Origin of the sequence: Thermocoleostomius sinensis A174 (genome assembly GCF_026802175.1) — a bacterium.
GTDB lineage: Bacteria > Cyanobacteriota > Cyanobacteriia > Elainellales > Elainellaceae > Thermocoleostomius > Thermocoleostomius sinensis.
The window spans coordinates 1,097,037-1,123,650 of record NZ_CP113797.1; the positions used below are offsets into that span (position 1 = coordinate 1,097,037).

The window sequence follows — 26,614 nt, forward strand, 5'->3', positions numbered from 1 at the left end:
ATTTATAAGGTTCGAGCTTATAGGGTTCGACCAAAAAGTTCTAGCACCTGTTTCCAGGCATCGGCCGCGGACTCAGGATCATAGTCCGATCGCTGGTCGCAGAAGAAACCATGTCCTGCTGGATAGCGGAAAAGCCGATAGCGAATCGCGTGTTTTTGCAGTTCAGATTCAATTTGATCTACCTGCTCGTTGGGAATTAGCGGATCTTCTGTGCCAAAAAACAGGTAGATTTCCCCTTGAATCTCGGCTGTGCGCGTAAGAGTGGGAGCACCACCACCGGGTGTCATCGTGGCAATGCCACTGCCATAGAAAGCGGCCGTAGCCCGGATATCTGACAGGGTTGCGGCTAGATAAGCTACATGACCACCAAAGCAAAACCCGATCGCCCCAATGGACCCGGGCTTCACCAAGGGCAAGGATTGCAAATACCCGATCGTCGCCTGTAGATCACTTAGCAATTCATCCGCTTTCGTTTGCTCTTTATATTTTCTGCCCGTTATAACATCATCGGGACTATACCCCACTTCAAACCCTGGAGCCACACGCTGATAAATTGCTGGAGCGATCGCCACATAGCCTGCTTTGGCAAACCGCTCAGTGACATCACGGATGTGGGCATTGACGCCAAAAATTTCTTGAATCACAATCACGGCTGGAAAGGTCCCCGTTGCTGTGGGATGAGCCAGGTAAGCATCCATGTGTAACTCGCCATTGGAAACTTTCACCCAATCTGCGTATATTTCCTGACTTGTCATGCAAACACCGCCCTTTGTTTGACTGATTGCTAGGTTGCCTTTCGTAGTCTACTGCATTGGCAACGATCGAAATCTAGCCCTTGTAAAATTACTCTTTTTGCAAAATGTAAGATGGATTTAGTTCCCTTTCTTAAGTTCCTTTGCTAGTTCCTATATCGAGGTCAATCATTCACAGCAACTCTTAAGTGCCAAATTGTGCCTAGTTTAAGCTGTAGGTCAGCTAGGCGATTGGCAGTAGAATAACCTGAGTTAAACGCGCTAACTGCTCAATACGAGCACCTTGGAGGCTTCTATGGTTCGGTTTCACATCCAATCCGACAGTGACATCCCGGCATCCACACAGCTATACAATCAAATTCGCTTTGCGATCGCGTCCCGTCAATATCCCCCTGGTCATCGATTGCCCAGCACTCGACAATTAGCAATGGAAACTGGGTTGCATCGCAATACGATTAGCAAGGTGTATCGTCAACTAGAGCTAGATGGCATTGTCGATGCCCACGCAGGATCAGGCATTTATGTACGTGCCCAAGGCGACGAAGGGGGCAACTCTAAAGTTCGCTCTCCGTTAATGGAGCGATATCCACAGGCGCACAAATTAGTGCAAAAAAGTTTAGACGAATTGCTGAGCCAAGGCTGCTCTTTGACCCAAGCTAGAGAATTATTTTTGGCAGAAATTGACTGGCGATTGCGCTGTAGTGCGCGGGTGTTGGTGACGGCACAAAAGCAGGACATTGGTGTGGGCGAGTTGATGGCCCAAGAACTGGAGAAAGCACTACAAATTCCGGTTCAATTAGTTCCCCTTGAAGAATTGGGGCAGGTGCTCGAGCAAACTCGATCGGGTACGGTCGTTACCAGCCGTTATTTCATCGGAGATGCCGAAGCGATCGCCTCTCCCAAGGCGGTGCGCGTGATTCCGGTAGATATCTATGACTATGGGGCAGAAATTCAAAAACTGCTGAAGCTACCTAAAGATAGCCGGTTGGGATTAGTAAGCATCAGTTCTGGCATTTTGCGAGCGGCCGAAGTAATTGTACACAGTTTACGGGGCGAAGATCTGCTGATTATGACCACTCAGCCACAGGATCAGTTTAAGCTGACTGCCATGGTGCGCAGCGCCCAAACCATTTTCAGCTTTGATCAAGCAAGTTGCACAGCCGTGAAAGCAGCCGTAGCCGCCTCGCGTGAAGATTTGATTCGTCCGCCTCAACTCATCTGCTGTGAAAACTATATTGGCGAAAAGTCGATCGCACTGTTAAAACGAGAGTTGGGATTAGAGTAACCGAGAAAATCCGGCAAATCTTTACAGAACTTTTAGAAACAAGCTGCCTTTGATGAAGTTGCAGCTAAGTTCGATTGGAAATGTCCTGCTAGCTTCAAGGTTTTCCGTATATCTTACAGGGGCCGCATCATTCTCACCTGGCTCTATGCAAAGACATATTATCCTAACCAATGGGCGCAGTGGTAGCAACTACCTTGTGAATCTACTCAATTCTCACCCTCACGTCATCAATTATGGAGAAGTGCTTGGGGATTGGATGCTTCCTTATAAGCTGCATAAACGCTTTAAGCTAGGAGGCAATTCGGTTACAGAGTATTTGGATTATATCTATTCAAGCAAGGTTTTTTTCTATTCGGCACAAACCTATTCAGCATTTTCTCGCCTGCGTAACCAGAAGCAACCCAGAGTTAAACATTGGAATCAGATTCAAAGCATTGGAATTAAAGATTTTTCGATTAATTTTCAGAAACGACAACTTCAATCCTTTTTTCAGCACCAGAGCGATATCTTAGTGATTAATCTCTATCGTGAAAATGCTCTGAAGCGAGTACTATCACGGTTTGTTATGAGACGAACGGGTACGATTAAGGTAGAACAAAACCAGGGCAATGTTCGGGAGAAAATGTACATTCCGATCGATACAGTTTTGCACGATCTAGCAATATTTGAACAGGAAACTCATGATCAATTTGAGTTGATTTCTAAGCTGCCTGCTCGAAACGTTTTGAATATCCGCTATGAAGACTTATTTGAATCTGAACAGGCACAAAACCACTACAGAGACAGAATTTTTGAATTTCTTAATGTGGAACCAGTGAGTGTTAAAAGTAGTCATCGCAAAATTCTATCGGACGATTTATCTACTGTTGTCAGCAACTATGAGGAACTGTATACAGCTTTAAAGGAAACTAGTTTTTGTAAATATCTGCATTCGTAAATTCTGCCTTCGCAAAGGTAGTGGCGGGTGATTTTGGCAGGGAGCCTGTCATGTGTGTCACCCTTGCCCTACATTCCTCTCTCCACGGGCGATTCATTTGCCAGATCTTGTCAGCCGCCCTTACCCGTTGTGTTTCCCTTCTCTCCGAGTGCTGGGAGCCGGGGTGGGGAGATGAGGGGGTTCGGGGTGCAAAACCCAATGTCATTAGGCTAATAATAACTGAAACGATCGTATTGCACGTTCTACCTTTACTTTTAACCTTTCAGGCTCATTCAGCAAAACTTTATCGGCTTGCACAGCACCACCAAGTTTTCAGAACTTGTAAAGCGCAATAGAATGAAACAGATGCAGTAGCCAGACTCGACGATCGCATTAACGGTAGTGTTGGTTACAGGCCAAGACTGCAATTCGCGCCTCAATGAAACTGGTGCTGTTTACATTGCTGATTGTTTCAACCGTTGATTGTGTCAGAACCAGCCACTGGAATTCTAGACTCGATGCGCCTACTCGTTGGCTTACAGCGAGTCAGTGAGTTGGTGCAAAGTTTTAGTGGCTGTTTTGATCCCAACAGCATCGCTAAGCGAGCAACCGATGGACTAGTCAAAAAATTTGACTGTGCGTTTGCCCGAATCTGGTTAATGGAACCCGATGGGGCTGCGCTACGGCTCGTTGCCTCATCCGGCATGTATACCAATACCAATGGTTTTTTTAGCAAAGTTCCACTAGGCGCATTCAAAGTAGGAAAAATTGCGCAGAATCGGATTCCGTTTTTAAGCAATAATTTGGCCGATGAGCCGTGGGTGAAAGATCGAGACTGGGCGATCGCTAAGCAAATTACTGGCTTTGCCGGCTACCCTCTCGTCATTGACGATAAGGTGATTGGAGTTTTGGCAGTGTTTAGCCATCAGCCTCTATCGCCAGAATTTTTAGAAATTTTGCAAGGACTCTGTACCACGCTGGCCATCACCCTAGAAATTAGCATTCATCTTCAGCAACCTGGTTCACCCAGTTCAGTCATCACCTTTGCGCACACGCCGCTTTCAGAGCAACTGTCTCAAATTCTTAGCCACACCCGCTTTATTTTGGTAGGAACCGAGCGCCCTTTGTCCCCATCCTTTGCGTTTTTGCTGTTGCGATCGGCAGAGATTCTGCAAACCATGGACTGTTCCTACTGTCGCTTCAGCTATGGATCTGAGCAAATTACGCTGGAAGCCGTTGTTTTACCTCAAACTGAACTCCACCACTTGCGAGATTGGGTTACATCTCGCTTCAGTGACCTGCTGTTGGCAGTCACTTATTTGGGCGGAACGCTACAAACCTTCATTGGTGCAAATCAAAATGTGGTTCAGGTAGTACTACAACTTCCTTATCCCTGTTGTCCGCTTGGCCCTTGGATTCGGATTCACTGTCAACTGCCGCTATTGCAAACCGCCTTCACCCAACTAGCCTATCAAGCAGGATTAATGTTTGGTAGCTTGGAGGATGCTCAAATTCCCTTACTAACAGATGATCCTAAACAAGCGAGTGCAGCCGTCAGCCCTGTATTGTGGATCGCCCACAATCGCTTCATTCCTAAAGGTATAACCGCCAAACTCGATTTAACGACCACCGCTACTCAATTGCGATCGGCCATAGAAGCGGTGATGCGGGGGGAAACTTGGGGCCTAGAAACGACGATAGAATCACCCCGGCAATCTCTATCTGAACGTGAACAGGAAATTTTGGAGTTATTGATGCAAGGCGCACGCGATCGCGATATTGCCACAGCGCTTCACATTAGTGAACGCACCGTAAAATTTCACATCAATAATCTGCTAACCAAACTGAATGCTCGCACGCGCTGTCAAGCGATTTACCACGCGATTGAAAGTGATTGACTGAACCAATGATTCAGTGGAGGGTATGTCACGGTTGCCCATCTAACTCTCATTGTCCTTTGGCAGAGGGATTGAGCAGGCGACAAACGTGAAATGAATTTCGGCATAAAAATTTCGACGTTAAAAATTTCGACGTAAATTCCTACCTTAATTTTGTTCGCTGAAGTTCACTGAAAAATATCTCGTATCGATCGTACTCCATGTAGTGAATGAGTTTACAAAGATAGGGTTGCCATTCGTACCGTAAGGAAAGATATAGTTCAATACCTGCTTCTAAATCGGGATTTGTTTCAATTCCCTCCTGCTGTAACCGTTTAATCGCTGTACAATAATGCTCTCGCCATAGTCGCTCGTTATAATCTCGTTCATCCGAGCGGGCATTAGGTAACAAGGCATGACAAACTTGTTCTAGTAAATGTAATCCGCCACACCAAAGTTCAGCCGTGGCAGCAGACTCGACAATCGATCGGTATTTGTTAGAATTTAATGCGCTTTGAATCAGAGTTGCTAAATCCATTGCCAGATACATAATGCGAGGAAGCGCATAGTAACTTTGACGGAAGCGAAAGTAGAGCAGCACTGAATAGGTATTTTGGGATTCCAGGAGGTTCATCAATTCCCTGGCAATGTTGGAAATATCTTGCTGAATGTTGTTGAGGTTATCACCCGCGGCAAGGCGCGCGAGGAGTTCAGCCGAACTAGCTGTATCGTTTGTGCGGTGGTGCAGGCTGAGCGCAAAGGTGTTTCGCCGAATCAACGCACTGTAAACTGACAAAATATAGGTGATGGTCAAAGTAAAAATTGAAAATCCTAACGCCGCTTGCAGGAACATGAGTAAACGGTAAGTACCTGTTTTGGGAACAAGATCGCCTGTTCCTAAAGTGGTGAGAGAATAGCCGCTGTAGTAAAGGGCGGTAGCAAAATCTGTTGGTGTTTGTCCTTCGCTAGCTTGAATAGCGGTTCCTAATCCGCTCCAAACAATGAGAGCAAATCCTAAAACCAACAACAAAACCCACATAACTACGATCGTGAGGATGATAGCCGAACCACTATAAGTCAGCAATTGATTCCGTTGCTTTGGAAAAATTTGAGCAACACCGCGAAAAATATACCAAGTTGCTCTGGCAATTTTCGCACTGAGCAAGCTACTTTCGATCCGTGGATGTAACACTGTTAAATAAATATCTAGGAGGGCTAGAAGAATCAATCCAACGCCCACAGTTTGCACAAAAAAGTTCACAGTCTAGTTTCTCCTGCACGGATCAAAGACAGCACATACCGACCTCAATGGCGATCGTCCATTCACTTTTAAATCACATTTACTACTAATACTGAACCTGCATGAAGACAGAAATCTAAAGGACAAAATTTAATGAGTCATGAATGAAGGGAAAATGTTGGAGTCGTTGGAGTCGCCTTTAAAGTTCCAGTCCTACCGCCAGCGAGGATAAACCAGTTTCAGTAAGACACTTGGATTGGTCGGGATTAGATTCCTGCCCCTTTGTGTTCCTCTGCCCCGCTTTATGCTAGGTGATTAGTATTAGCAAGTTTTTTATCGGTTCAAGTTATACCAAGTCTTAAGGCAGCATTCAGGTTATACGGAGATGGAGATAGGGAGACATGAGAAGCCTTCTAATGCGGAGTCCGATCGCAATTGCTTTCTTCTGGATTGTGGCTTATGTGTTGATTGCAGTCCTACCGCTGTTTATTCTTTTGATTTATCCACCACTGGGCGGACGTGGCTTTTGGGTTGAATTTTCTGTTGCCCTCGGGTTTATTGGGCTGGCCATGATGGCGCTTCAGTTCGTGATCACAGCCCGCATCAATCGCATTGAAGCCTCCTATGGGATTGATATTTTGCTTCAGTTTCATCGCTTTACATCGATCGTTGCTTTCGTCTTTGTGCTGGTTCATCCAGTGATGCTGTTTGTGGTACAACCTGAAACGCTGCAACTGCTGAATTTTTTCGAGGCTCCTTTACGGGCCAGGCTTGCCGTGCTAGGAACGTTAGCGTTCATTGCTCTGGTCGTAACTACAATTTGGCGCAAGCCCTTGCGCATTCCCTACGAACCGTGGCGTCTGTCTCATACCATTCTGTCGGTGTTGGCATTGGTGTTGGGGTTGGGGCACGCTCTACTAGTAGGTAACTATTTGGGGCTATTTTGGAAGAGTGTTTTGTGGGCAGCGATCGCCATTACGGCGCTGTGGTTGATTGTCTATGTCCGGTTGATAAAACCCTGGCTGATGACCAGACGCCCCTATTTGGTGGAAGAAGTGATTCCACAACGAGGCGATGTATGGACGCTAGCGTTGCGCCCGTGGGGACATGATGGCTTTAAGTTTCAACCAGGGCAGTTTTCTTGGATTACGCTGAACATCACCCCCCTCAGTATGCGAGAACATCCTTTCTCGATGTCTTCGAGTGGAGAACATCCAGAACGGATCGAATTTGGCATCAAAGCTTTAGGAGATTTCACCAGTCGCATTAAAGATGTAAAACCCGGTACAAAAGCATACCTTGATGGGCCCTATGGGGTGTTCACGGTCGATCGCTATCATGATACGGCTGGGTTTGTATTGATTGCGGGCGGTATTGGCATTACTCCGATGATGAGCATGTTGGTAACAGCGGCAGAACGAGGTGACGATCGCCCTTATTTGTTAATCTACGCCAGTAAAGCCTGGGACGATATCACCTATCGAGAAGAGTTAGAGAATTTAAAAGAGAAACTGAATCTTACCATCGTTCACGTTTTGCGCGAACCGCCCGAAGATTGGTCGGGTGAAACAGGATACGTCGATCAAGAATTACTCGATCGCTATATCCCTAAATTCCGTGGCTCTCGTCAATACTTTATCTGTGCAGCCCCACGCATGATGGATCAGGTCGAACGCGCCTTACACGATCTGGATGTTCCGGTAACGAATGTACATATGGAACACTTCAACCTGGCTTAATTCTCCATAGCCCCTATCATATCAACACTCAATGTTTGGCTTTTATTCCTATGCGATACAGTATTATGCTTCAACTCGTCAGCCTGATTACCCTGGTGCTTCTGGGTAATGCCGCCTTCTTTGCTTGGATTCAGAATCGAGCACTTCCAGATCAGATCAATTCCGGTGAAGTGACCCCTTCACAGCCCTAAGAAATATAGGACGGGTGGTGGACTTCCCTATTGCCGAGTCGCTACGCCCAACTGGCTAAACAGAAAGCTGGGCAGATAAGAGCCACCACCTACCCATTCGGGGGTATCACTGAGATCAACCAAATGCTGAAATGCTTCAAAGACGCTGCCAGCCACCATTGTATCTTTAACGCGCCCAACAATTTTTCCGTTTTCCACCTTGTAACCCAGCGCCAAGTTCACTGAAAATTCTCCAGCTAATTGGTTTGACTGCCCGGCTCCTAACACTTGATCAACAATCAGTCCTTCGTCCATGCTGGCAATCAACTCTGCGGTAGAAGCACTGCCTGGGGCAACACAAAGATTGATTGGACTTGGGCTTGGTCGCGATAGCCCGCCCCGAAAGCCGTTGCCCGTAGACGATCGCTCTGCCCTCGCTGCCCAGCGCCGATCCCAATAAAACCCCACGACCGTTCCATGATCAACATAAGCCTTACGGCTGGTGGGTGTACCTTCATCATCAAAAGTGCAAGCGTTAACGCCCAAGCTGGGATCTTCAAACAGTGTCAGCCGTGAATCAAACACGGTTTGTCCCACTTTGTCAGTTAGGGGAGAGGCCTTTTGCAGCACCGCTTGCCCCGACAGCAGCGTACTAAACAACCGCCCTAATGTGCTGGCGGCCGCTTTAGGTGTGAACAGGACGGGATATGAACCACTGGTAATAGTGGCGTTGCGCTCGGCTCGACGAAACTTTTGCAACAGATCGTTGAGCAACCGATCGTAATCGACGGGTCGATCGCGAGCGACATCAAACGTATAGGGCTGAAGGAAATCCTCGCCGCGCACTAAATTTCCAGATAAACTGGCGCTCAGGGTTTGGCTCGATCGCTCGGCATACACATCTTTGTCGGTGACAAGTTTGATCGTGCCCGATCGCACCTGAAATCCCACGTCTACGAGAATGTCGGGGTTATACTCATGTACCGCTCGAATTAAATGTTCGCCAGTTTCCACCAAGGCTTCGGTGCTAGGGGTATGGCTCGATCGGCCATTGCCATCCCAACTGTGAAAATTGGCAGCAAACTCAAATTCGGCCGGGCTACCGATCGCAGCCGTTTGAACAGCAGCGTCTACCAAATCTTCTAGGCGTGTTAGATCGGTGGAACTGGCAAATCCTAAGCGTCCCTGACAGATTACTCGCAGCGCTACCCCTTGAACCGCTTTTGTTTGTAGCGACTTCAGCCGATTATTTTCAAAGTCGATCGGTGTTGACTGGCTGGATAGGTAGTATACCTCCGCCGCATCTGTACGGGGTTTGGCCAAATCAAGAATTTTTTCGAGGGTGGAATCATTCATGGGTAAGGGGGGCGAAAGGAAGGAAAACTTTTAGCTAAACCAGATTAAACCACCGATCGTCAGTCCAATTAGAACCAGAGCAATCCAGAGAAAGCTATTGTCTTTGGTGTTAACCTGGCTCAGGTCTATTTCTTCCGGTTCGGGCTTGGGACGTGGACGAGGTGGGCGTTTAGGAGATACATCGTATCGAGTCGCGATCTGATTGTCGCCATTGGCAGCCTCAATCTTGCTTAAATCGGGAATTTTCGTCAGCCATTCCTCCCGGCGCTTTAGTTGCGGCGCTTTGAGGATGTATAGCATGCGGCGGCTTTGTTTACGGGTTCTGAGATGGGGATGGGTTCCCAGTTTTTCGCACAGGGCGATCGCTTCTGTAGATTGGCCAGCCGCCTGATAGGCATTCACCAGCCAAATTTGAACCTCTCCGCCCAAGGAGGATAGCGGCCCAGACAGGCTGACAGCCTTCTCTAGAGCTTCTACCGATTCACGATAGCGCCCGCGTTCAAACGCGTTGCGCCCTGCTTGGTAGAAGTCCTGCGCTAGCTCCGTTTGATCTAGTTCTGAATGATCTGCTGTCACGGTTCTTGAAAAAATGAGGATTGGGGAATCGGAGTTAGGAATCGGGGTTGGGGGTGGCTCACTCACTCATTCCACCGTTCGACTGCCACTCATGGTGCAGCCCATCAACTCCTTTCCATTCTTCCTTTCCTTTCTATCTTCACTTAAATTCGGCTGAAGCGACGATCATCGAACCAATCCCTGAATCAGTGAAAACTTCTAGCAGCAGTGAGTGAGGAATGCGGCCGTCAATGATATGAGCCGCTTTGACGCCCTGGGCCAGCGATCGCACACAGCAGTTAACCTTGGGAATCATGCCGCCAGACACCACGCCTTCTTGAATCAGTCCTCGTGCTTCTTGAATGTCTACTTTGGGGATGAGGGTGCTAGGGTTTTTATAGTCGCGTAGAATACCTGCTGTATCGGTCATCAAAATCAGTTTTTCGGCTCCGAGGGCAGCGGCAATTTCTCCGGCCACCGTATCGGCATTGATGTTGTAAGCTTGTCCTTGCTCATCGGCAGCTACACTCGAAATCACTGGAATATAGCCATCGCGCACCAATGCTTCAATCAATTGCACATTTGTAGCAGTGACTTCTCCAACAAAACCAATGCCTTCATCGCCTTGCGGCCGGGCTTTGATGAGGTTGCCGTCTTTGCCACACAGTCCAACAGCCGCACCACCCGCTTGGTTAATCAACGCGACGATTTCTTTGTTGACCCGTCCTACCAATACCATTTCTACCACATCCATGGTGGCGGCATCTGTCACCCGCAATCCGTTCTTGAATTGTGGCTCAATTCCCAACTTGTCAAGCCAAGAGTTAATTTCTGGTCCACCGCCATGTACCAGAACAGGGCGCAACCCTACACAAGACAAAAACACGATATCTCGCATGACTTTGTCTTTGAGGCGGCTGTCTTTCATCGCGGCACCACCATATTTAACAACAATGATCCGTCCTGCAAAGCGTTGAATATAGGGCAGGGCTTCGCTAAGTACCTGGACACGGGCGGTCGCCGTTTCGTAAAGAGCTTCGATGTTGGTTGTCATGGGGGGCAGAAATCAAGAAGTAGCTTTCGTTTAATCGCTTAGTGTAGCAGTCCTCGATCGTATCTGGTGTTCGATGTGATGCAGGGGATGAGGGTGAATTATCGCTTCATTATGACGTTATTTGAACTAATAGTGTAGAGAAAGGCAATCAAGCCGGGATACGGCCTGCCGCAAGGTCAACGACGTACAACCAAGAAGTACAACCAACATTGATCCTGTGATTTTCAAGAACTTCAGCAGTTTTGCCAACCATGTCCCCTCATTCCCCGCCCCCTGCTCCCAGACGGGGCGAAGGAGAGTCGAACCGATTGAGGGGGTTCAACGTCCCTCTTCGGCTCTAGAAAAGGGATGTAGGGTGAGGGTCATCGAGGCTTGTCAGTCAATCAGCCTGATGCCATTGCGCAGCCAACAGTTGAGATTGGCACAAGATGATATTAACGTTACTACTTTAGTGATTGCCTGGATTCTTGATTAGCGAATTAATTTCACCCGTCCTGTGCATAGATAATCAAAAACGCGGTTGATTTGGCGACGATCGGCTTCATTCATCTGTTGATTACTCAAAAGTGCAGATGCTAATTGAAAATGCTGGGTTTGGCTCATTTGTCCAGTGCAAAGGATTTGTTCAACTAATGGCGTAATGTCTCGTTGCCACAATTTTTGAGTCATGGTCATTCCAATTCCTCTCAAAGCGCGATCGTCCTTCACAAAGTGCTCGTCACAAAATGTGTAACTCGTAGAAGTCCCTGTGTTTCAATGGCATGTTTTATGGTCTGCCTAACTCTAGGCTCAAATTTGAGAAGTGACTATGGGCAAAGTTCGGATAGTAAGATTACCAAGCATTCCATAAAGCTTTTAACGCTTGCCTAGATTTGCTCAGCAAGGTGACAATTTGTATAGGAGTTCTGAAGAGAATGATGCAAATCTACCGCCTTCCGGCATTATCGGACAATTACATCTTTCTGCTGCACGATGCCGATCGCCAGATTGCAGCCGTTGTTGATCCAGCAGAGGCAAGTTCTGTGTTGCAGCAGTTGCAGCAGTTGGGAGCGTCACTCGTTGCCATTTTCAACACCCATCACCACGGAGATCACGTCGGCGGAAACACGCAACTGCTCAAAGCATTTCCACAAGCCACCGTATATGGAGGCATTGAAGATCGCGGCAGAATTCCAGGACAGCATGTATTTCTACGGGAAGGCGATCGAGTCATGTTTGCCGATCGCTCGGCCGAGGTACTGTTTGTGCCAGGTCATACCCAAGCCCATATCGCCTACTATTTTGCGCCGGTGCAATCGGACGAACCAGGGGATTTATTTTGCGGAGATACCTTGTTTGCGGGCGGCTGTGGACGCCTATTTGAGGGCACACCAACGCAAATGGTGCAGTCTCTTAGCAAGCTTCGATCGTTGCCCGATCAAACGCGCGTTTGGTGCGCTCACGAATACACTCTCAAAAATTTGCAGTTTGCCCTCACCGTAGATAGACAGAATTCCGACTTGCAATCTCGGTTTGAAACGGTAAAAGCGATGCGGCGGCGCGGCGAAGCAACGATTCCATCTCTGTTAGCGGATGAAAAACGCACCAATCCCTTTTTGCGGTGGGATCAGCCCGTCCTTCAGGCAGCGGTCAATAGCGACGACCCCGTGCGAACCTTTGCTCGTTTACGGGGAATGAAGGATCAGTTTTAATTTGAAAGATTCAGTTTTAACGAGTCTTGCATTTGCCCTAATCAGCAAGGGCAATCAAGCTCAACAATAACTGGAGTGTGATCGCTGGGTTTGTCCCAGGTGCGCGGCAGGATATCGATCGTACATTGTTTGGCGCGTTGGCTCAATTCAGGCGAAAGATAATGATGATCAATGCGCCAGCCAGCATTGCGGCGAAACGCGCCGGTGCGATAGTCCCACCAAGTAAATTGATTGGTCTCTTGGTTGAACTGGCGAAAACTATCTACAAACCCTAAATCAATTAAAGCTGTTTGCAACGCTTGTCGCTCGGCTTCAGACGCCATGATATGGTTCGCCTTGCCCGTCGGATCATAAATATCGCGATCGTCGGGTGCAACATTGAAATCACCACAGACCAGCACATGAGTATCTTGAGCCAAGCGAGTTTTCAAGTAATCGCGCAATACCGATAGCCAGCGCAGTTTGTATTGATATTTCTCGCTTCCGACTTCTGAGCCATTGGGTACATAAAGATTGACGATGCGAATGCCGTTCAGCACGCCTGTAATCACGCGCTTTTGTTGATCCAAATCCGCGATCGTGTCTCCTAAGATACAGGCAAACCCAGTATCCACCAACTCTAGAGGAACACGGCTCAACAGCGCCACACCGTTGTAAGATTTTTGCCCCGACACATAGATCTGATACCCCAGTTCGGGCGGGAGGACTGGAAAGTCTTTGTCCACTACTTTGGTTTCCTGCACACACAGCACCTCCACCGGATTAGACTCCAGCCATCGAATCACGTGACTCAGCCGGCTGCGAATGGAATTAACGTTCCAGGTAGCAATTTTCATGGGCGATCGATTCAGCGAAATGGAAGAGTAGTAAATCCGAGCATCGGGACGTTCAAAATATTTTAGGATGTTTGGGAATGGGCGATCGGGAATCGGGTTGAGTCCTGAAGCAAACGTGAATCTCCCAGTTTCCCTACCGGTTTAGTTTCAGGGGAGCCTGTCATGTTTGCAAGTTGCGGCATTCGCCCTCATGCCCCAACCCCTGCTCCCATGAAAGTCTGGAAATCTCCTGCTGACAGTCCCCAATGCCTTTAGCTCTGCGCTAGTCTTGGGAGAGGTAGATGTGAGGTAGCAACATGGCCACTCCCAATGGACAGTATTCGGAACAGGATTTTTGGCGAAAGTTAAAGGATTTTGCCGTTTATGCAGGCAAAGAGGTGGTTGAGAAAGCACTAGTGCTGTTTTATGCAGCGCAACGCCCTGAAACCCCTGTTTGGGCAAAGACAGTCATATACGCCGCGTTGGCATATTTTATTTTGCCCACCGATGCCGTTCCCGATTTTATTCCTGCTGCTGGCTATAGCGATGATTTAGCTTCCCTAATTGCTGCCTTGGGAGCGGTTGCCATCTGCATTACCCCAGAAGTGCAACAAGCCGCTAAACAGAAAGTGGAAGATTGGTTTGGCAAGGCTCAATCAACTTCTGAAACCGCGACCGCTTCTCCATCGAATGATACCCCCCGAACCATTCCGATCGATTGAGGTAGCAGGATGAAGGAGCAGTTGGTCTGGCATCCCTTATCTGGTTCCACCTATTCTTCTTCATCATAGGCATCAACCTCGTCATGGTCATTTTCGCCGTTCTCATCGTGTTCCTCGTCATCGGGAAGTAACGGCTCTTCTGGCTCATCTTCATCTGAAGCTTCGCTACCACCTCCCACCGCGACCAGATCAATTTGCTGGCGATAATAGTCCACGCTTTTCACCTGAACTTCCACTCGATCGCCCAACTTATATTGCTTGCGGTTTTTACGTCCCACTAGTTTCTGTTGGCGCGATCGATATTCATACCAATCATCTTTGAGAGAACTGACGTGCACAAGGCCTTCCACCAACAGTTCCTCAATTTCAACAAAGAAGCCGTAGGATTGCACCCCAGTAATCAACCCGTGAAAGATTTTACCTGTGTGCTGCTGCATAAATTCGGCTTTTTTCAGCCCTTCAATATCCGATTCGGCTTCTTGCGATAGTTTCTCTTGCTCAGTGAGATGCACCACCACGGCAGCAAAATTCTCCTCCAGTTCTGCCTGAATATCGGTCGGCAACACGTTCCAATTAATTTGCCCATGGCACGAACTGCTGCGTAGGTTCACCCGATCTTTCGATCGCGTGGTGCGGCGATCGCGCCCATATTCAAAGATGGCATGGAGTACCCGATGCACTAACAAATCGGGATAGCGTCGAATTGGAGAGGTGAAATGGGTATAGCCGTTTTCGATTGCCAGCCCAAAGTGCGGTCCGGGGGTAGTGCTATAAATGGCGGGCTTAAAGGTAGACAGCAGTAAATAGGTCAGCACTTTCTCCACCTTAGATTCAGCAAACTGGCTCACTAACCGTTGATAGTCGCGAGAATGCACCGCATCTTCCTGCTCTAGGTGAGCGTCAATGCCCATATTGCTAACCAGTTTGAGCAATTCTTGCACATCACTGGGATCGGGCGGACGATGCACTCGGTATATGGCTGGCACTTGCAACGCTACCAAATGAGATGCCACCAGTTGATTGGCTAGTAACATAAATTCCGTCACGATCGATCGGGCTGGCAAGAAAGACGACACCACCATCGCGCTCAATGCGCCTTCGTCATCGTATTGAAACTTGGCGGAAAGAAAGTTGCTCAGTTCGGGGTTGGCTTCATTGGGAAACAACTTTTCGGAGAGGTTGAGATCAAACGCGCCCCGCTGATGCCGTTGGGTGCGTACCGCTTGGCTGAGGGCAAACAACCGATCAAGCATCTCAAACACTGACTTGAATTCTTGCAACTCGTCTAAGCTTGGTAGAACGTAAGTGGATGCCGTTGCCTCTGGATCAACCGCGTTGTGCCGTTGCACGATTGCTTGGGCTTGCTGATAGTCGAGCCGATGATCGACTGAAATCACCGTGGGTTGAATCTCAAATTCCAGCACTTCGCCGTCAGCATTTAGCGTCACCAACACCGACACCGCCAGCCGATCGTGCCCCACTAACAGCGAGCAACATTTGTGCACAGGTTCTGGCAACATCCGCAATACCCGGTCGCCCAGATAAATCGACGTGCCGCGTCGCCGTGCTTCAATATCTAAGTCCGAGTCCGGCTCGACATAATACGACACATCCGCGATGTGAATGCCAACCCGCCAATTGCCAGATTTGGTCTGCTCAAGGGTGAGAGCATCATCGATCGCGGGGCCAGTTGCTGTGGGCGGGCCGTCAATTGTAATGGTGGGCAGATGGCGCAGATCGACTCGTCCTTTAATGTCTGCTTTTCGTAACTTTGTTGGCAACTTTTTAGCCGCCGCCAGCACATCGTCAGGAAAGTCACGCGGCAGATCATGTTTGCAGCGAACAATTTCAAATTCGGAGGCCGCCTCTGCATCACTGCCCAGAATTTGAGCGACACGCCCCAAGGGAGGATATTGTCCCAGTGGATAGCGCAGAATTTCCACATGCACTAGCTGATCAATCGCTTCGGCTAAATTAATGCCATTGGCTTTCAACTCCACTTCAAATAACAGCCGATCATCCAGGGGCAGGGCCCGATAGTGTTCCTCGATCTGCTTGACCCGTGCTAGCACTGATGAATTAGCTCGATCGAGAATTAAGCGCACTTCGCCTTCAGGACTACGCCGACGAGTACCTTCTTTCGTGACGCGAACCAACACCCGATCGCCATTCCAAGCCGTGTTCAAATGGCTTTCGCGAATGTAAATATCTTCTGCTCCTTCTACGTCCTGAATTGCAAAACAAAATCCCTTACTGGAACAACGCAGCCGCCCTTCTACTACGTCATCTTCAAAGACACGCCGATATTTACCCCGTTCCTTCACCAAAATACCAATGCGTTCTAGCGCATCCAAGGCAATTTGCAACTTGCGGAGACTGTTTTCGTCTTTGCAGTTGAGCTTTTTTTCTAACGCCTTGGGGGCAACCAGTTTATCATCCGTAAAGTTTGCTAACAGTTCAGCAATTGAAAATTCCATGTAGCGATCAATCCTCAAATGGGTTGGTTTAACTTCCTGACTCTGCGATGAAACTGTAAGCCAATTGCAACTAGCTTGTGAGTTTCCAACGACTTTAGGGAGTTGAGTCCAACTTGACTAGGAGAACCACCTTACCCTGTGACAAGCGCCGCAGTGTCGTTTCTCAAGTAGAGACCGTATCCCCAAAGACTCTCCACATTCGCAATTGTCACTAGGGCAGTGGCTCCAAGCTTGGAGAAGTCAGACCAGCTAACCACGAAGTGACAACACGGCCAGAGGACAGTGGTAATGAACACCGACTTGAGTGAACGATGTTTGAAGGGTGTGCAAAATTCTCGCTCAATTTTGCACTTTCTTCATTTTATTCAGACTTTCGTACGAAGGAACATGGATTTCGGAAGTATTTTTTGGAAAGAATTTTTTGAAGCAAATTTTTAGCGTGAATTTGGCGCAATCTTCGTAATTTTTCGCAATTCTATCGTTGCCCCGTGACAATATATGCAACCCGTTTGCCGATATTGGTGGCGTGATCGGCCATGCGTTCGAGATGGCGAATCACCAACACTAGCAGTACAAATGGTTCGATCGATCCTTGAATATCAGTTTGACGAGCCAACAGATTGTAAAGCGATTCATAATCCGAATCCACTGCATCGTCTTTCATCTTGATATCCAACCCTGATTCGGCATCCATATCTGACAGGGCCGCTAACCCCATTGCCAGCATTGCTCGGCAGCGATCGAACATAATTTGCACACGTCCCATGCAGGGATGCACCGGATAGGCAAATAGTTTAACGGCAATTTCACCCAAATCTTCAGCATAATCGCCAATGCGCTCTAAATCTCGAATTAACTGCATCAGCGCACTGAGAAGGCGCAGATCTTGAGAAACAGGTGTCTGCAAGGCAATCAGACTGACACAATCTAGCTCAATTTGACGATACAGCTGATCGATTTGCTTGTCTTGAAGCACAATTTGGTAAGCGGCTTCTAGATCTTGCTCGAATAATGCCTTACGGGCCAACCAGCAGGAATTTTCTACCAGAGCACCCATTCGTAAAACATCCCGTTGGACACGTCGCATCTGGCGTTCAAACTGAATCCGAATCGGTTTGGAGCTTTCCAAGGGAGCACTCCTGAGCAGATTTCATCTAATGTTCACATCGAGTGTGGAGAGTACACAGCAAGCTGGCTTTCCAGTCCTCACCAAACTTCCTACCTATTTTATTCCCGCCGACTAGTTGGTAAAGCTAGTAGGACTCTCAGATTAGCGAACTCTCGTTTCGACATGCAAGCCTCGATCGGGCGGTCGCAGAAATTTTATCCTTCTGTTACATCATGTGACAAATGGTTCCAGAGTGCAGTGATTTAGCCGACATTAAGGAACGTTGGCCTGTGTCTGCTCTTTTTTAGAGAGGAGATGCTAGCCGCTAAAAAACGCACCTTGATATAGGAGTTTTCTAGCCATGGATCTATCAAATACCCAAGTCTACATCGCGCTGGTCGTGGCGCTAATCCCCGCTGTCCTTGCCTTCCGCTTATCGACTGAACTGTACAAGTAGCCGCAAGGAATGAAGGATGAGGGATAAAGGATGGGTAGAACAAGATCTGACTGTATCCCCTTCCCCCTTCATCCTTTCTTTTTCGCTTGCTAGTTTTGTCGAGAGGGACTATTCTTGAGGCGGTTTTTCAATTCGCTATTTTGTTTCTCTAGAAAATTTTGTTGAAATTGGGTATGCTTCAGTGGTAGCTCTCTGTGATAAAGAGAGCCTTGTTTAGCATTTGAATTTTCCCAAGGGCAACTGGGGCCTTTGGCATGAAAGGCTACATTGAACTAGTCCAAGCTGAAGTGGCTGACCTACTCAATGATTCACTGATTCTCGCTATACCGCCGTTTATTCCGCAGGTGTCTTGACATGAGCGCACAACCCTCTCGCCGCCTTTCATCTCCGTCTCAAGCTTCGCGGCAGCCTTCCGATCGGGCAGTGGCTCGTGTGCGCCGACGATCGCCCCGCCAGTCTTATCAAGCCACCGCGATTGAGGTTTCTGCCCGCTTGGGTGTGAATGTCTTACTTGGAATCATTGCAGTTTCTACCCTAGTGAAGCTAGTGCCATACAATCTATCGCAACAGCAGCAGTTAGAGGAAGCACGGTCAGAGGTGGCGAAACTAGACAAGCGGGTTGATGAACTGCGAGCAGAATTCGATCGGCATTTTGATCCCCAGCAGTCGATGCATGTCATGCAAGAGCAAAGCGCCCGGATGAATCCTAATCAACGACAAATCATCTGGTTAGCACCCAGTGCTACCACGGCTCAGCAGCCAGAACGCTCCCCATCCGAAAAGACAATGACGCCGATCGAAGGGAGCCAACAGCAAGCATTTTGGTTGAAGCGATAGAAATGGGGTTAGGGAGTAGGGATTGGGTAATTGGGAATGAATAATTGAGATGTTGGAATGATAGGTGTAGCGCGGAAAGTTAGGTTCGATCGAACGGCTGAAACCTAGCAGCCGCTCTTTTACTGTAAAAGCAAACGACTCATTCATGCATGGTTTATATTTTAGCCTTCATCCCCTCTACCCTTTCTCGTCAGCCTTTAGTACCGAATTCTGGGATCAACATAGGCATTTAAAATGTCAATTAGGATGCTGGACAGAACGACAATGACTGACAGAAACACCATAATTCCTTGAACGACGGGATAGTCGCGCTGGGAAATGGCTACATAAAGGCGGTTGGCTAGCCCTGGCCAAGAAAAGGTGACTTCGGTGAGAAGTGCGCCGCTGAGCAGGGATGCGATCGTTAATCCCAAAATGGTGATCACTGGGATCAACGCATTTTTGAGAGCATGAGCCAGCACAATGCGCCGTTCTGGAATGCCCCGGGCCCGTGCCGCTTCTACATAGTCTGATTTGAGCGTTTGTTTGAGGTTGACTCGTACAATTCGCTCAAAAATACCGCTAATCAGTAGCCCCAAGGTGAGACTGGGCAAGGTGAGGTAGTAGAGACTGGTGACAAACTGGTTGAGGCTGCCGCTCAGTAAACTATCGATGACATATAATCCTGTTGGACCTTGCGGAGCTTGTAGGGAAATGGGAAAGCGCGTGCCGATCGGAAACCAGTTGAGTTGCACTGCAAAGATCAATTGCAGAATCATGCCAAACCAATACATCGGTACGGCATAGGTAACAATGCCAAACAAACGACCGCCGACATCTAAGCTTGTATTTGGTTTAGAGGCAGCCAGCACGCCTACCGAAATGCCTACCCCTACAGCTACAATGGCGCTGAAAATAGCCAACTCTACAGTGGCGGGGAAGTGATTGCCAATAATTTGCCACACGGTTTGCCCCTGCGTGGCGATCGAAGTTCCCAGATCCAATCGCAGCAAATTGCCCAAGTACCGAAAATATTGCACAATCAGCGGCGCATCTAAGCCCAATCGTTCCCGCAAGACTTGTTTGGCAGCCTCCGGCGCACGGGGGCCCAACAGTGCATCGATCGGATCACCGGGGGTCGCTCGCATCAGCAAGAAGATCAGCGTCGTGATCACCCAGATCATCAATGGAGCCAGCAGCAAGCGCGAAAGCACATAGTAGCGAAGGGCGGTAGAACGGGACATGGAGGTTGGGAGTTAGGGGTTAGGATTGGGGTGAAAATACATCAGGCTGGCTGTTTCTCAATTTGCCAGAGCAAGAATTGCTGCGTTGGCTGAATTTCTACGCCCTCTAGCCCTTGTCTGGCAAAGACGTAATCTTTATTCTGCCAGAGCGGAATATACGGCACATCTTTGGCCGTTAGCGCTTGCAGTTCCGCGAATAGGGCTTCTCGCTTGGTTTCGTCTTGTTCGGCAATTTGCTGTTTCACAAGTTGGTTGGCTTGTTCGCTGTAGTAGAACGAACCACCTGCTTGGGTTTGTCCCGCTTCACAACCGGTCTCTACCGATCCCTGATCGCACGACAAGAAGGGTGTGATGAACGTGTCGGCGTCATAGTAGTCGGGATACCAATCCAACAACACGGTGGGATAGGTTCCCTTGTCCAGGTTGTCAAAAATCGTGGCAGATTCAGTCGTGTTAATTTCTACATTCACCAAACCGGGCAGCTTCTGTTCGATCGATGCCTTGAGCGTCGAGGCCACTAAGCTACGAGCCGTTGAGGTAGACGAGTGCCAAATTTCCAGCGTCAGTGGATTCGCTTCCGAGAAACCAGCTTCCGTTAACAGTGCTCTGGCTTTGTCAGCATTGCCGTCCCCGTATTCGGTTTCAAACACGGGTTTATAGGTGGGGAAGGTATTGGGCAAGAGGCTGTAGAGTGGTTCGGCTTGACCTTGGAACACCCGATCGACTATTAACTTGCGATCGATCAGGGCCGCAATCGCCTGTCGCACTCGCACATCATCCAGTGGTTCGCTTCTTTGATTCAGCACCAAATAGTTGATGGTATTGGTTCCGGCTTCAATCACCTGCCAACCACCTTGATCGGCCTCACTCACTAGCGATCGAATCTGATCTGGGTCAAGGGTTTGATAGGCCACATCCAGCCCACCCGTTTTGAAGGTGTTGAACAGGTTAGCCGAACTGCTGATTACCTGAATATCAATGCCTTGATTCGCAGGTTGTTCGCCCCAGTAATTTTCGTTGACATCCAGCTTGATAGCGTCGGTACTGAAGGACGCCAGCTTATAGGGACCTGTGCCAATGAAAGTATCCGGTCTGAACTGACCTGCGCCCACTTCATAAGAACTCGGGGGTACCGGGGTAACGCCTGAGAACGCTAACAGTGACGGAAAAGCAGCAAACGGTTGCTTCAATGTAATGGTTAGCTCATACTCACCCGTCACTTCTACCGATTCAATTTGATCGGCCAGTAAGAACGCGGGACGACCACCGTTTTCCATAAACCGCTGCATGGAAAAAGCCATGGCTTCTGCATTAAAGGGGGTTCCATCATGGAAAGTGACGCCTTCTCGCAACGGAATCGTGTAGGTTAAGCCATCATCGCTAACGTCAGGCAATTCGGTGGCTAGTTGCGGCACAAGCTCCGTTGTACCTGGCTCATAGGTATATAACCGATCGCCCAAGTTATAGAGCAAGATTCCTGGAAAAATCTCATAAACATCCGCCGGATCGAGGGTTTCCGCCTTCAGCGTTGTGCCGATCGTCACCCGCCCACTATTCGCCGCTGTATTGCTGCTATTTGTACTTGAGCTTGGTTGATCCGAAGCCGTGCCACAACTGACAACCAAAATCAAACAGAGACTGAACAAACTCAAGAACTTTAGTATCGATCGCCGCGATCGATACACCGCCCTAGTCCACACCAAAAACCCGTTCATAAAATTGGCCCACCTGACATTCTAAGTTGAGTGTAACTGCCGCTAGTCAGTGACACGTTGTGAGTATCAACCACCGACCATCAAGCTGATCTGCGATGATAACTCAGAAATTTATACACTGCTATGCTCAATAACTCAATATTGGGAGTTGGGGAATAGGGAATGGGGAGTCGGGAATGGAGAATAGCGGAAAGTGATTATCCCTTGACAATTCTTTGCCACAACTAGGGCACGATCGGCATGTGTACCAGTTCCAGCTTGATGCCGTCTGGGTCAGTAAAGAACACGGCATAGTAGCCGGGCGCGTACTGGTTATATTCGGCAGGCGGGTCGAGGATGGTGGCTCCAAGTTGCACTAACAGTTGATAAAGCTGATCGACCTGTTCACGACTGTCGGCGTTGAAGCCAATGTGATGTAAGCCGGGTGAATAGCGATCGTGGATAGGATTAGTGCAATCAGGTTTAGCAGAACTGATGAGAATTGCCCCAGCCGTTTCCAACCACCACATCGTATAGGTTTCGGTGCGTTCTACAGGTTGATAGCCCATAAATTGCAAAATGGTATTGTAGAACGGCTCAGACCGATCGCGATCGCTTACGGTTAAAGATAAATGGTTCAAGCTGCCCAAGCTGGCCATAGATAGCTACCTCTTGCTTTGTGACCCTACCCTATTACCCTATGCCAAATCTTGTTTCAGTTCATCTGTACTAATTTGATGACGGGTTATCTTTATTTCTTCAAACTAGACGGTATAGACAGTACAAGCAGAGGGGCAAGCAGTTGTATGATGCTTTTCAAGCTTGCGATCGGTGAAACCAACTATGTCAGATTTATACGTCTCGTGGTCAGACTATTATCAAAAGATTGAGCACCTTGCTGCTAAAGTCCATCAGTCGCAGTGGGAATTTAATCAGATTGTTTGTTTAGCCAGAGGTGGCTTGCGCATTGGCGATATTTTGTCTCGCATCTTTGATCAACCCTTAGCTATTCTATCCACCTCTTCCTATCGCGGTTCCGGCGGCAAAACGGCTCGTGGCACGATCGTATTTTCTCGCGATTTAACAATGACAACCCCGCATTTAGGTAGCCATATTTTATTGGTTGATGATTTGGTCGATTCGGGAACCAGTCTGCAAAAAACGCTGATTTGGCTCGATCGAAACTATGGCTTCTATGTTGAAGAAATTCGATCGGCTGTGTTGTGGTACAAAGCTTGTTCAGTGATTGAGCCTAACTATTATGTAGACTATTTACCCGATAATCCGTGGATTCATCAACCGTTTGAACAGTACGAAAAAATGAATCCGGCGGATCTGATTCAGCTATGTTCTCCAGCGTCCTAACCCACTGGTACTCGCTCTCACGCCGAATGATGGACGGATGAAGGTTCACTGATTAGGGATTCGATCGCAAAGAGATAATCACCACACTAGCAAGGATGACAGCCACACCTGGAGCAATCACAGGCATCCAAATATAACTAATAAACAACAGACCACTAACACCAACACAAAGGCTGATGACAACGGCAGTTCCAATGCTGACGGCAATTGGGTGTCGCAGCCACAGTGCCATGCTGCTGCCAATCGCAGCCCAAGCGGCAATCCACAGCAGTTCTGCCCAATCTGGCACAAAGCGGAACAAGGGACGGGCATCGAGTACTGTTCGCAGCAGTTGGCTCACCATTTGCGCATGCAACATCACACCAGGCATATGATCGGCCGCTCGTCCAGCGCTGTAGGGCGTGGTAAACACGTCTTTGCTGCTGGCAGCAGTGGTGCCAATTAAGACAATCTTGTCCTCGATCAGAACCGGATCAAACTGACCTTTGAGGATATCTGTGAACGCAATAACAGGAGCCGGGCTGGTTGGCGCTTGATAGTCCAGCAGAATTTGATATCCTCCCGCATCTACTTGGTGATAGCCGCCAGCGTGGGGGTCTAAGGGAAAAAAAACAGTTTCTCCCAGTTGCATTAAGTCGGGATAGGCGGCACTGTTGCGCGGAGTAATGCCCTGCTTGCCCAGGTAATTCAACGCTAGTTGCACCGCGAACGATGAAAACGAACCCGTTGCGGTCGTAGCAAACATAAGATTGCGACGAATCACTCCATCCCCATCGACCACCACATCGCTAAAGCCAATGCGATCGATCGGCACACCGGGAGGAGCCGGAATTTCAACCCCATCCTGGCCCAGTTTAAAGATGGCCACAACATTGGAGGATTGAAGCTGTTGCAATAGCTCTGCGCGTCCTGGCTCTTGGGGCAATTCTCGCAGCAAATCTAGCCCGATCACGCTGGGTTGATACTGTGCTAAGGTTTCAATCACCCGTGCTACATCGCGATCAGACGGTGTTGGACGTTGCAATGTTTGCAAATCTTGCTCGGAGATCTCTACGATCAGCAGGCGGGAGTCGAGTCCTGCGGCCGGACGCCATCGCACCAGTCGATCGTAAACCGCCAGTTCTGGTACTTCTAGCCAGCCGAGTTGTCGGCATCCTATCACCAATCCTGTAATGGCAAGCGAAACGAGGGCCAGATGACAAGCAGTTGGTATAAATCGCCTCGATCGGCGCTTTGGCACACCGTCCAAGCGCGTTTTTGGCTGCATCCGTAGAAAGGTAGCTTGCTTAGAAGGATTTACCTGGGTAAAAGGACGCTGAAACATCGATCGCAATCGCCGACGGTTTACTGGAATGTGGGTGCGATCGATCGTCGCAGTAGACAATTCTTGCAATGCCAAGAGCACGTCTTGCGTTGATTGAAACCGTTGGCTAAAGTGATAGCGCACCATCTGGTCTAGAATGGCAGCAAAACCAGGACTGAGGTTGGCATAATCTCGCCAAATCAGTTCCCCCGTATCGGGATCAACGGGTAGCTGAGTTGGATGTAGTCCTGTCACGGCTTGAATCATCGTAACGCCCAAGCCATAGATATCGCTGCAAAAGCGTGGCTGTCCTGCCAACTGTTCGCTGGGGCTGTAGCCACGTGTGCCAATACCAACAGTGAAGTTTGTCTGTCCAGAGGATTCCTGCAACTGGGCATTGAGTTGCGTTTGAATTTCTTTGACAGCCCCAAAATCGATTAACACAATTTGGTTATCTGAGCGGCGACGAATCAAATTGCCTGGTTTAATATCCCGGTGAATTACCTGGTTGCTGTGCACAAATTCTAAAACAGTGAGCACATCTTGCAAGATGGCGATCGCCTGGATTTCGTTCAACTTGCCGCAGGTAGCAAATTCATAGCTGAGAGCAATCCCGTCAATGTACTCTTGGACTAAATAAAATTCGCCAGCGTCCTCAAAAAAATTCAAAAAGTCAGGGATTTGTGGATGCTGCCCTAGCCGTCGCAGCGTTGCTACTTCAGTATCAAACAACCGTCGTGCTGTTTCTAAAAAACGTGGATCTTGGCTGGTTGGCTTAAACTGCTTAACGACGCACTGGACTCGGTCTGCATGATGCATATCTTCTGCTAGGTAGGTTTGCCCAAATCCACCTACCCCCAAAACAGCTATCACTTGATATCGCGCTCCTAGCAGAGTTGGCATAGTGCGTTAACGGTGTTTGTCTACTGATTCTGGCACATGCAGTGGTGGGAATTGAGGATTAAGGGGTAGGGATTGGGGGATGAGCCAGGATTACAATGAGTTCACGGTTTAGAGTTCACGGTTTACCTCACCACCTTTTACTTCAGGGTTCCTCAGAATGATTACTGGTAAAACAAAACTTTTGGGGGTAATGGGCTATCCTATCGAGCATTCCTTGTCGCCAGTGATGCAAAATGCGGCGATCGCCGCAATGGGACTAGATTATACCTATGTACCATTCGCCGTAACGCCTGATCAGTTGTCTGTGGCGCTCGAAGGGCTGTGGGCGATCGGGGTGCAGGGGTTCAATGTCACCATTCCTCACAAGCAAGCGATCCTGCCGCTGTTGCAGGAAATTTCCCCGGTTGCTCAGGCCATCGGAGCGGTCAACACAGTTTGGCGAACCGAACAGGGATGGTGTGGTACTAATACAGATGTCATAGGGTTTTTAGCACCGTTACAACCTCATCAACGCGACTGGCAATCAACCCCAGTGATCATTCTGGGCAATGGTGGGGCGGCTCGGGCGGTGGCGGCGGGTTGCCTACAATTAGGCTGTCAGCAGGTGCAGATCGTGGGGCGCGACCTTCAAAAACTTCAAGCGTTTCTCCACACTTGGCGATCGAGCAAAGACTCAGAAGCGAATCTCTATCCCTTAACCGTGCATTTGTGGGATGATTTACCAACGTTGCTTCCTACGGCTGGTTTGGTGGTTAACACCACTCCGATCGGCATGGCTCCCCATGTCCAAGCGTCTCCCCTAACAGAAGCCGAACTGCAATCTTTCTCACCCGATTCAATTGCTTATGATCTGATTTACACACCGCGCCCTACTCAATTTCTTCAGATGGCCCAAGCTCAGGGAGCAACAGTCATTGACGGACTAGAAATGTTAGTTCAGCAAGGAGCCGCCGCCTTACATCACTGGCTACAACAGCCTATACCCGTAGAAGTAATGCGCCGATCGTTGTCAGACGTATTAGGTTGAGCTTGCTGAAATTCACCGAAATCCAATGAACTGATATCGCTTTAACTG

24 protein-coding genes are annotated in these 26,614 nt (G+C 48.6%); 11 read left to right on the top strand and 13 right to left on the bottom strand.

Annotation, left to right across the window (positions count from 1 at the left end):
* Positions 1 to 17 precede the first annotated feature (17 nt).
* Positions 18 to 755: a dienelactone hydrolase family protein gene (locus OXH18_RS04830; RefSeq protein WP_268611278.1), complete on the bottom strand. Its 738-nt coding sequence runs from the start codon at positions 753 to 755 to the stop codon at positions 18 to 20.
* A 292-nt stretch (positions 756 to 1,047) separates the two neighbouring features.
* Here OXH18_RS04830 and OXH18_RS04835 point away from each other — a divergent pair, with 292 nt between their 5' ends.
* From OXH18_RS04835 to OXH18_RS04845, 3 genes are all read left to right on the top strand, one after another.
* Entirely contained in the window at positions 1,048 to 2,037 is a 990-nt protein-coding gene (locus tag OXH18_RS04835) for a GntR family transcriptional regulator (RefSeq protein ID WP_268611279.1), read from the top strand.
* 145 nt (positions 2,038 to 2,182) lie between these two features.
* Entirely contained in the window at positions 2,183 to 2,974 is a 792-nt protein-coding gene (locus tag OXH18_RS04840; RefSeq protein WP_268611280.1) for a hypothetical protein, read from the top strand.
* 446 nt (positions 2,975 to 3,420) lie between these two features.
* The gene (locus OXH18_RS04845) at positions 3,421 to 4,851 is read left to right on the top strand and encodes a LuxR C-terminal-related transcriptional regulator (RefSeq protein ID WP_268611281.1); all 1,431 of its coding nucleotides are present in this window, start codon (positions 3,421 to 3,423) and stop codon (positions 4,849 to 4,851) included.
* Between the two features lie 142 nt (positions 4,852 to 4,993).
* Here the strand turns inward: OXH18_RS04845 and OXH18_RS04850 are convergent, their stop codons facing one another.
* Entirely contained in the window at positions 4,994 to 6,091 is a 1,098-nt protein-coding gene (locus OXH18_RS04850) for a potassium channel family protein (RefSeq protein WP_268611282.1), read from the bottom strand.
* Between the two features lie 380 nt (positions 6,092 to 6,471).
* On the opposite strand from OXH18_RS04850, the gene OXH18_RS04855 reads away from it, so the two are divergent.
* Both OXH18_RS04855 and OXH18_RS04860 read left to right on the top strand, forming a co-directional pair.
* Positions 6,472 to 7,809, top strand: coding sequence for a ferredoxin reductase family protein (locus tag OXH18_RS04855; protein ID WP_268611283.1), 1,338 nt, complete (start codon positions 6,472 to 6,474; stop codon positions 7,807 to 7,809).
* A gap of 50 nt (positions 7,810 to 7,859) precedes the next feature.
* Positions 7,860 to 8,000: a hypothetical protein gene (locus tag OXH18_RS04860; RefSeq protein WP_268611284.1), complete on the top strand. Its 141-nt coding sequence runs from the start codon at positions 7,860 to 7,862 to the stop codon at positions 7,998 to 8,000.
* 27 nt (positions 8,001 to 8,027) lie between these two features.
* On the opposite strand, the gene OXH18_RS04865 is transcribed toward OXH18_RS04860, so the two are convergent.
* The 4 genes from OXH18_RS04865 to OXH18_RS04880 form a co-directional block, all read right to left on the bottom strand.
* On the bottom strand, positions 8,028 to 9,335 hold the full coding sequence (locus tag OXH18_RS04865; protein ID WP_268611285.1) for a TldD/PmbA family protein: 1,308 nt from the start codon (positions 9,333 to 9,335) through the stop codon (positions 8,028 to 8,030).
* A gap of 30 nt (positions 9,336 to 9,365) precedes the next feature.
* Positions 9,366 to 9,911 carry an outer membrane protein assembly factor BamD gene (locus OXH18_RS04870; RefSeq protein ID WP_268611286.1) on the bottom strand — a complete coding sequence of 182 codons (546 nt, stop codon included), beginning with the start codon at positions 9,909 to 9,911 and terminating at the stop codon, positions 9,366 to 9,368.
* Between the two features lie 139 nt (positions 9,912 to 10,050).
* Positions 10,051 to 10,944, bottom strand: a complete 894-nt coding sequence (gene argB, locus OXH18_RS04875; RefSeq protein WP_268611287.1) for an acetylglutamate kinase — start codon at positions 10,942 to 10,944, stop codon at positions 10,051 to 10,053.
* Between the two features lie 471 nt (positions 10,945 to 11,415).
* Complete coding sequence (locus tag OXH18_RS04880) at positions 11,416 to 11,613, bottom strand: hypothetical protein (RefSeq protein WP_268611288.1); 198 nt, start codon at positions 11,611 to 11,613, stop codon at positions 11,416 to 11,418.
* Positions 11,614 to 11,861: 248 nt separating this feature from the next.
* Between OXH18_RS04880 and gloB the strand changes: the two genes are divergently transcribed.
* A complete protein-coding gene (gene gloB / locus OXH18_RS04885) occupies positions 11,862 to 12,635 on the top strand; it encodes a hydroxyacylglutathione hydrolase (protein WP_268613127.1) in 774 nt (257 codons plus the stop codon).
* 41 nt (positions 12,636 to 12,676) lie between these two features.
* On the opposite strand, the gene xth is transcribed toward gloB, so the two are convergent.
* Positions 12,677 to 13,471 carry an exodeoxyribonuclease III gene (gene xth / locus OXH18_RS04890; protein WP_268611289.1) on the bottom strand — a complete coding sequence of 265 codons (795 nt, stop codon included), beginning with the start codon at positions 13,469 to 13,471 and terminating at the stop codon, positions 12,677 to 12,679.
* A 296-nt stretch (positions 13,472 to 13,767) separates the two neighbouring features.
* Here xth and OXH18_RS04895 point away from each other — a divergent pair, with 296 nt between their 5' ends.
* Complete coding sequence (locus tag OXH18_RS04895; RefSeq protein WP_268611290.1) at positions 13,768 to 14,172, top strand: YkvA family protein; 405 nt, start codon at positions 13,768 to 13,770, stop codon at positions 14,170 to 14,172.
* 50 nt (positions 14,173 to 14,222) lie between these two features.
* Here OXH18_RS04895 and OXH18_RS04900 read toward each other — a convergent pair whose 3' ends face one another.
* Together OXH18_RS04900 and phoU are read right to left on the bottom strand one after the other, a co-directional pair.
* Positions 14,223 to 16,649, bottom strand: a complete 2,427-nt coding sequence (locus OXH18_RS04900; RefSeq protein WP_268611291.1) for a ribonuclease R family protein — start codon at positions 16,647 to 16,649, stop codon at positions 14,223 to 14,225.
* Between the two features lie 475 nt (positions 16,650 to 17,124).
* Positions 17,125 to 17,736: a phosphate signaling complex protein PhoU gene (gene phoU / locus OXH18_RS04905; RefSeq protein WP_268613128.1), complete on the bottom strand. Its 612-nt coding sequence runs from the start codon at positions 17,734 to 17,736 to the stop codon at positions 17,125 to 17,127.
* A 382-nt stretch (positions 17,737 to 18,118) separates the two neighbouring features.
* Here phoU and psaM point away from each other — a divergent pair, with 382 nt between their 5' ends.
* Positions 18,119 to 18,214, top strand: coding sequence for a photosystem I reaction center subunit XII (psaM, locus tag OXH18_RS04910; protein ID WP_268611292.1), 96 nt, complete (start codon positions 18,119 to 18,121; stop codon positions 18,212 to 18,214).
* Positions 18,215 to 18,568: 354 nt separating this feature from the next.
* A complete protein-coding gene (locus OXH18_RS04915; protein ID WP_268611293.1) occupies positions 18,569 to 19,051 on the top strand; it encodes a slr1601 family putative cell division protein in 483 nt (160 codons plus the stop codon).
* 197 nt (positions 19,052 to 19,248) lie between these two features.
* Here OXH18_RS04915 and OXH18_RS04920 read toward each other — a convergent pair whose 3' ends face one another.
* The 3 genes from OXH18_RS04920 to OXH18_RS04930 form a co-directional block, all read right to left on the bottom strand.
* Positions 19,249 to 20,274 (bottom strand): ABC transporter permease, encoded by a 1,026-nt coding sequence (locus OXH18_RS04920; protein WP_268611294.1) that lies wholly within the window; start codon positions 20,272 to 20,274, stop codon positions 19,249 to 19,251.
* A 41-nt stretch (positions 20,275 to 20,315) separates the two neighbouring features.
* The gene (locus OXH18_RS04925; protein ID WP_268611295.1) at positions 20,316 to 21,989 is read right to left on the bottom strand and encodes an ABC transporter substrate-binding protein; all 1,674 of its coding nucleotides are present in this window, start codon (positions 21,987 to 21,989) and stop codon (positions 20,316 to 20,318) included.
* Between the two features lie 224 nt (positions 21,990 to 22,213).
* Positions 22,214 to 22,627, bottom strand: coding sequence for a VOC family protein (locus tag OXH18_RS04930; protein ID WP_268611296.1), 414 nt, complete (start codon positions 22,625 to 22,627; stop codon positions 22,214 to 22,216).
* A gap of 184 nt (positions 22,628 to 22,811) precedes the next feature.
* Here OXH18_RS04930 and OXH18_RS04935 point away from each other — a divergent pair, with 184 nt between their 5' ends.
* Positions 22,812 to 23,333: a phosphoribosyltransferase gene (locus OXH18_RS04935; RefSeq protein WP_268611297.1), complete on the top strand. Its 522-nt coding sequence runs from the start codon at positions 22,812 to 22,814 to the stop codon at positions 23,331 to 23,333.
* Between the two features lie 52 nt (positions 23,334 to 23,385).
* Here OXH18_RS04935 and OXH18_RS04940 read toward each other — a convergent pair whose 3' ends face one another.
* Positions 23,386 to 25,539: a CHASE2 domain-containing protein gene (locus tag OXH18_RS04940; protein ID WP_268611298.1), complete on the bottom strand. Its 2,154-nt coding sequence runs from the start codon at positions 25,537 to 25,539 to the stop codon at positions 23,386 to 23,388.
* Between the two features lie 157 nt (positions 25,540 to 25,696).
* On the opposite strand from OXH18_RS04940, the gene OXH18_RS04945 reads away from it, so the two are divergent.
* Positions 25,697 to 26,566 carry a shikimate dehydrogenase gene (locus OXH18_RS04945; RefSeq protein WP_268611299.1) on the top strand — a complete coding sequence of 290 codons (870 nt, stop codon included), beginning with the start codon at positions 25,697 to 25,699 and terminating at the stop codon, positions 26,564 to 26,566.
* The last annotated feature ends 48 nt before the right edge of the window (positions 26,567 to 26,614 follow it).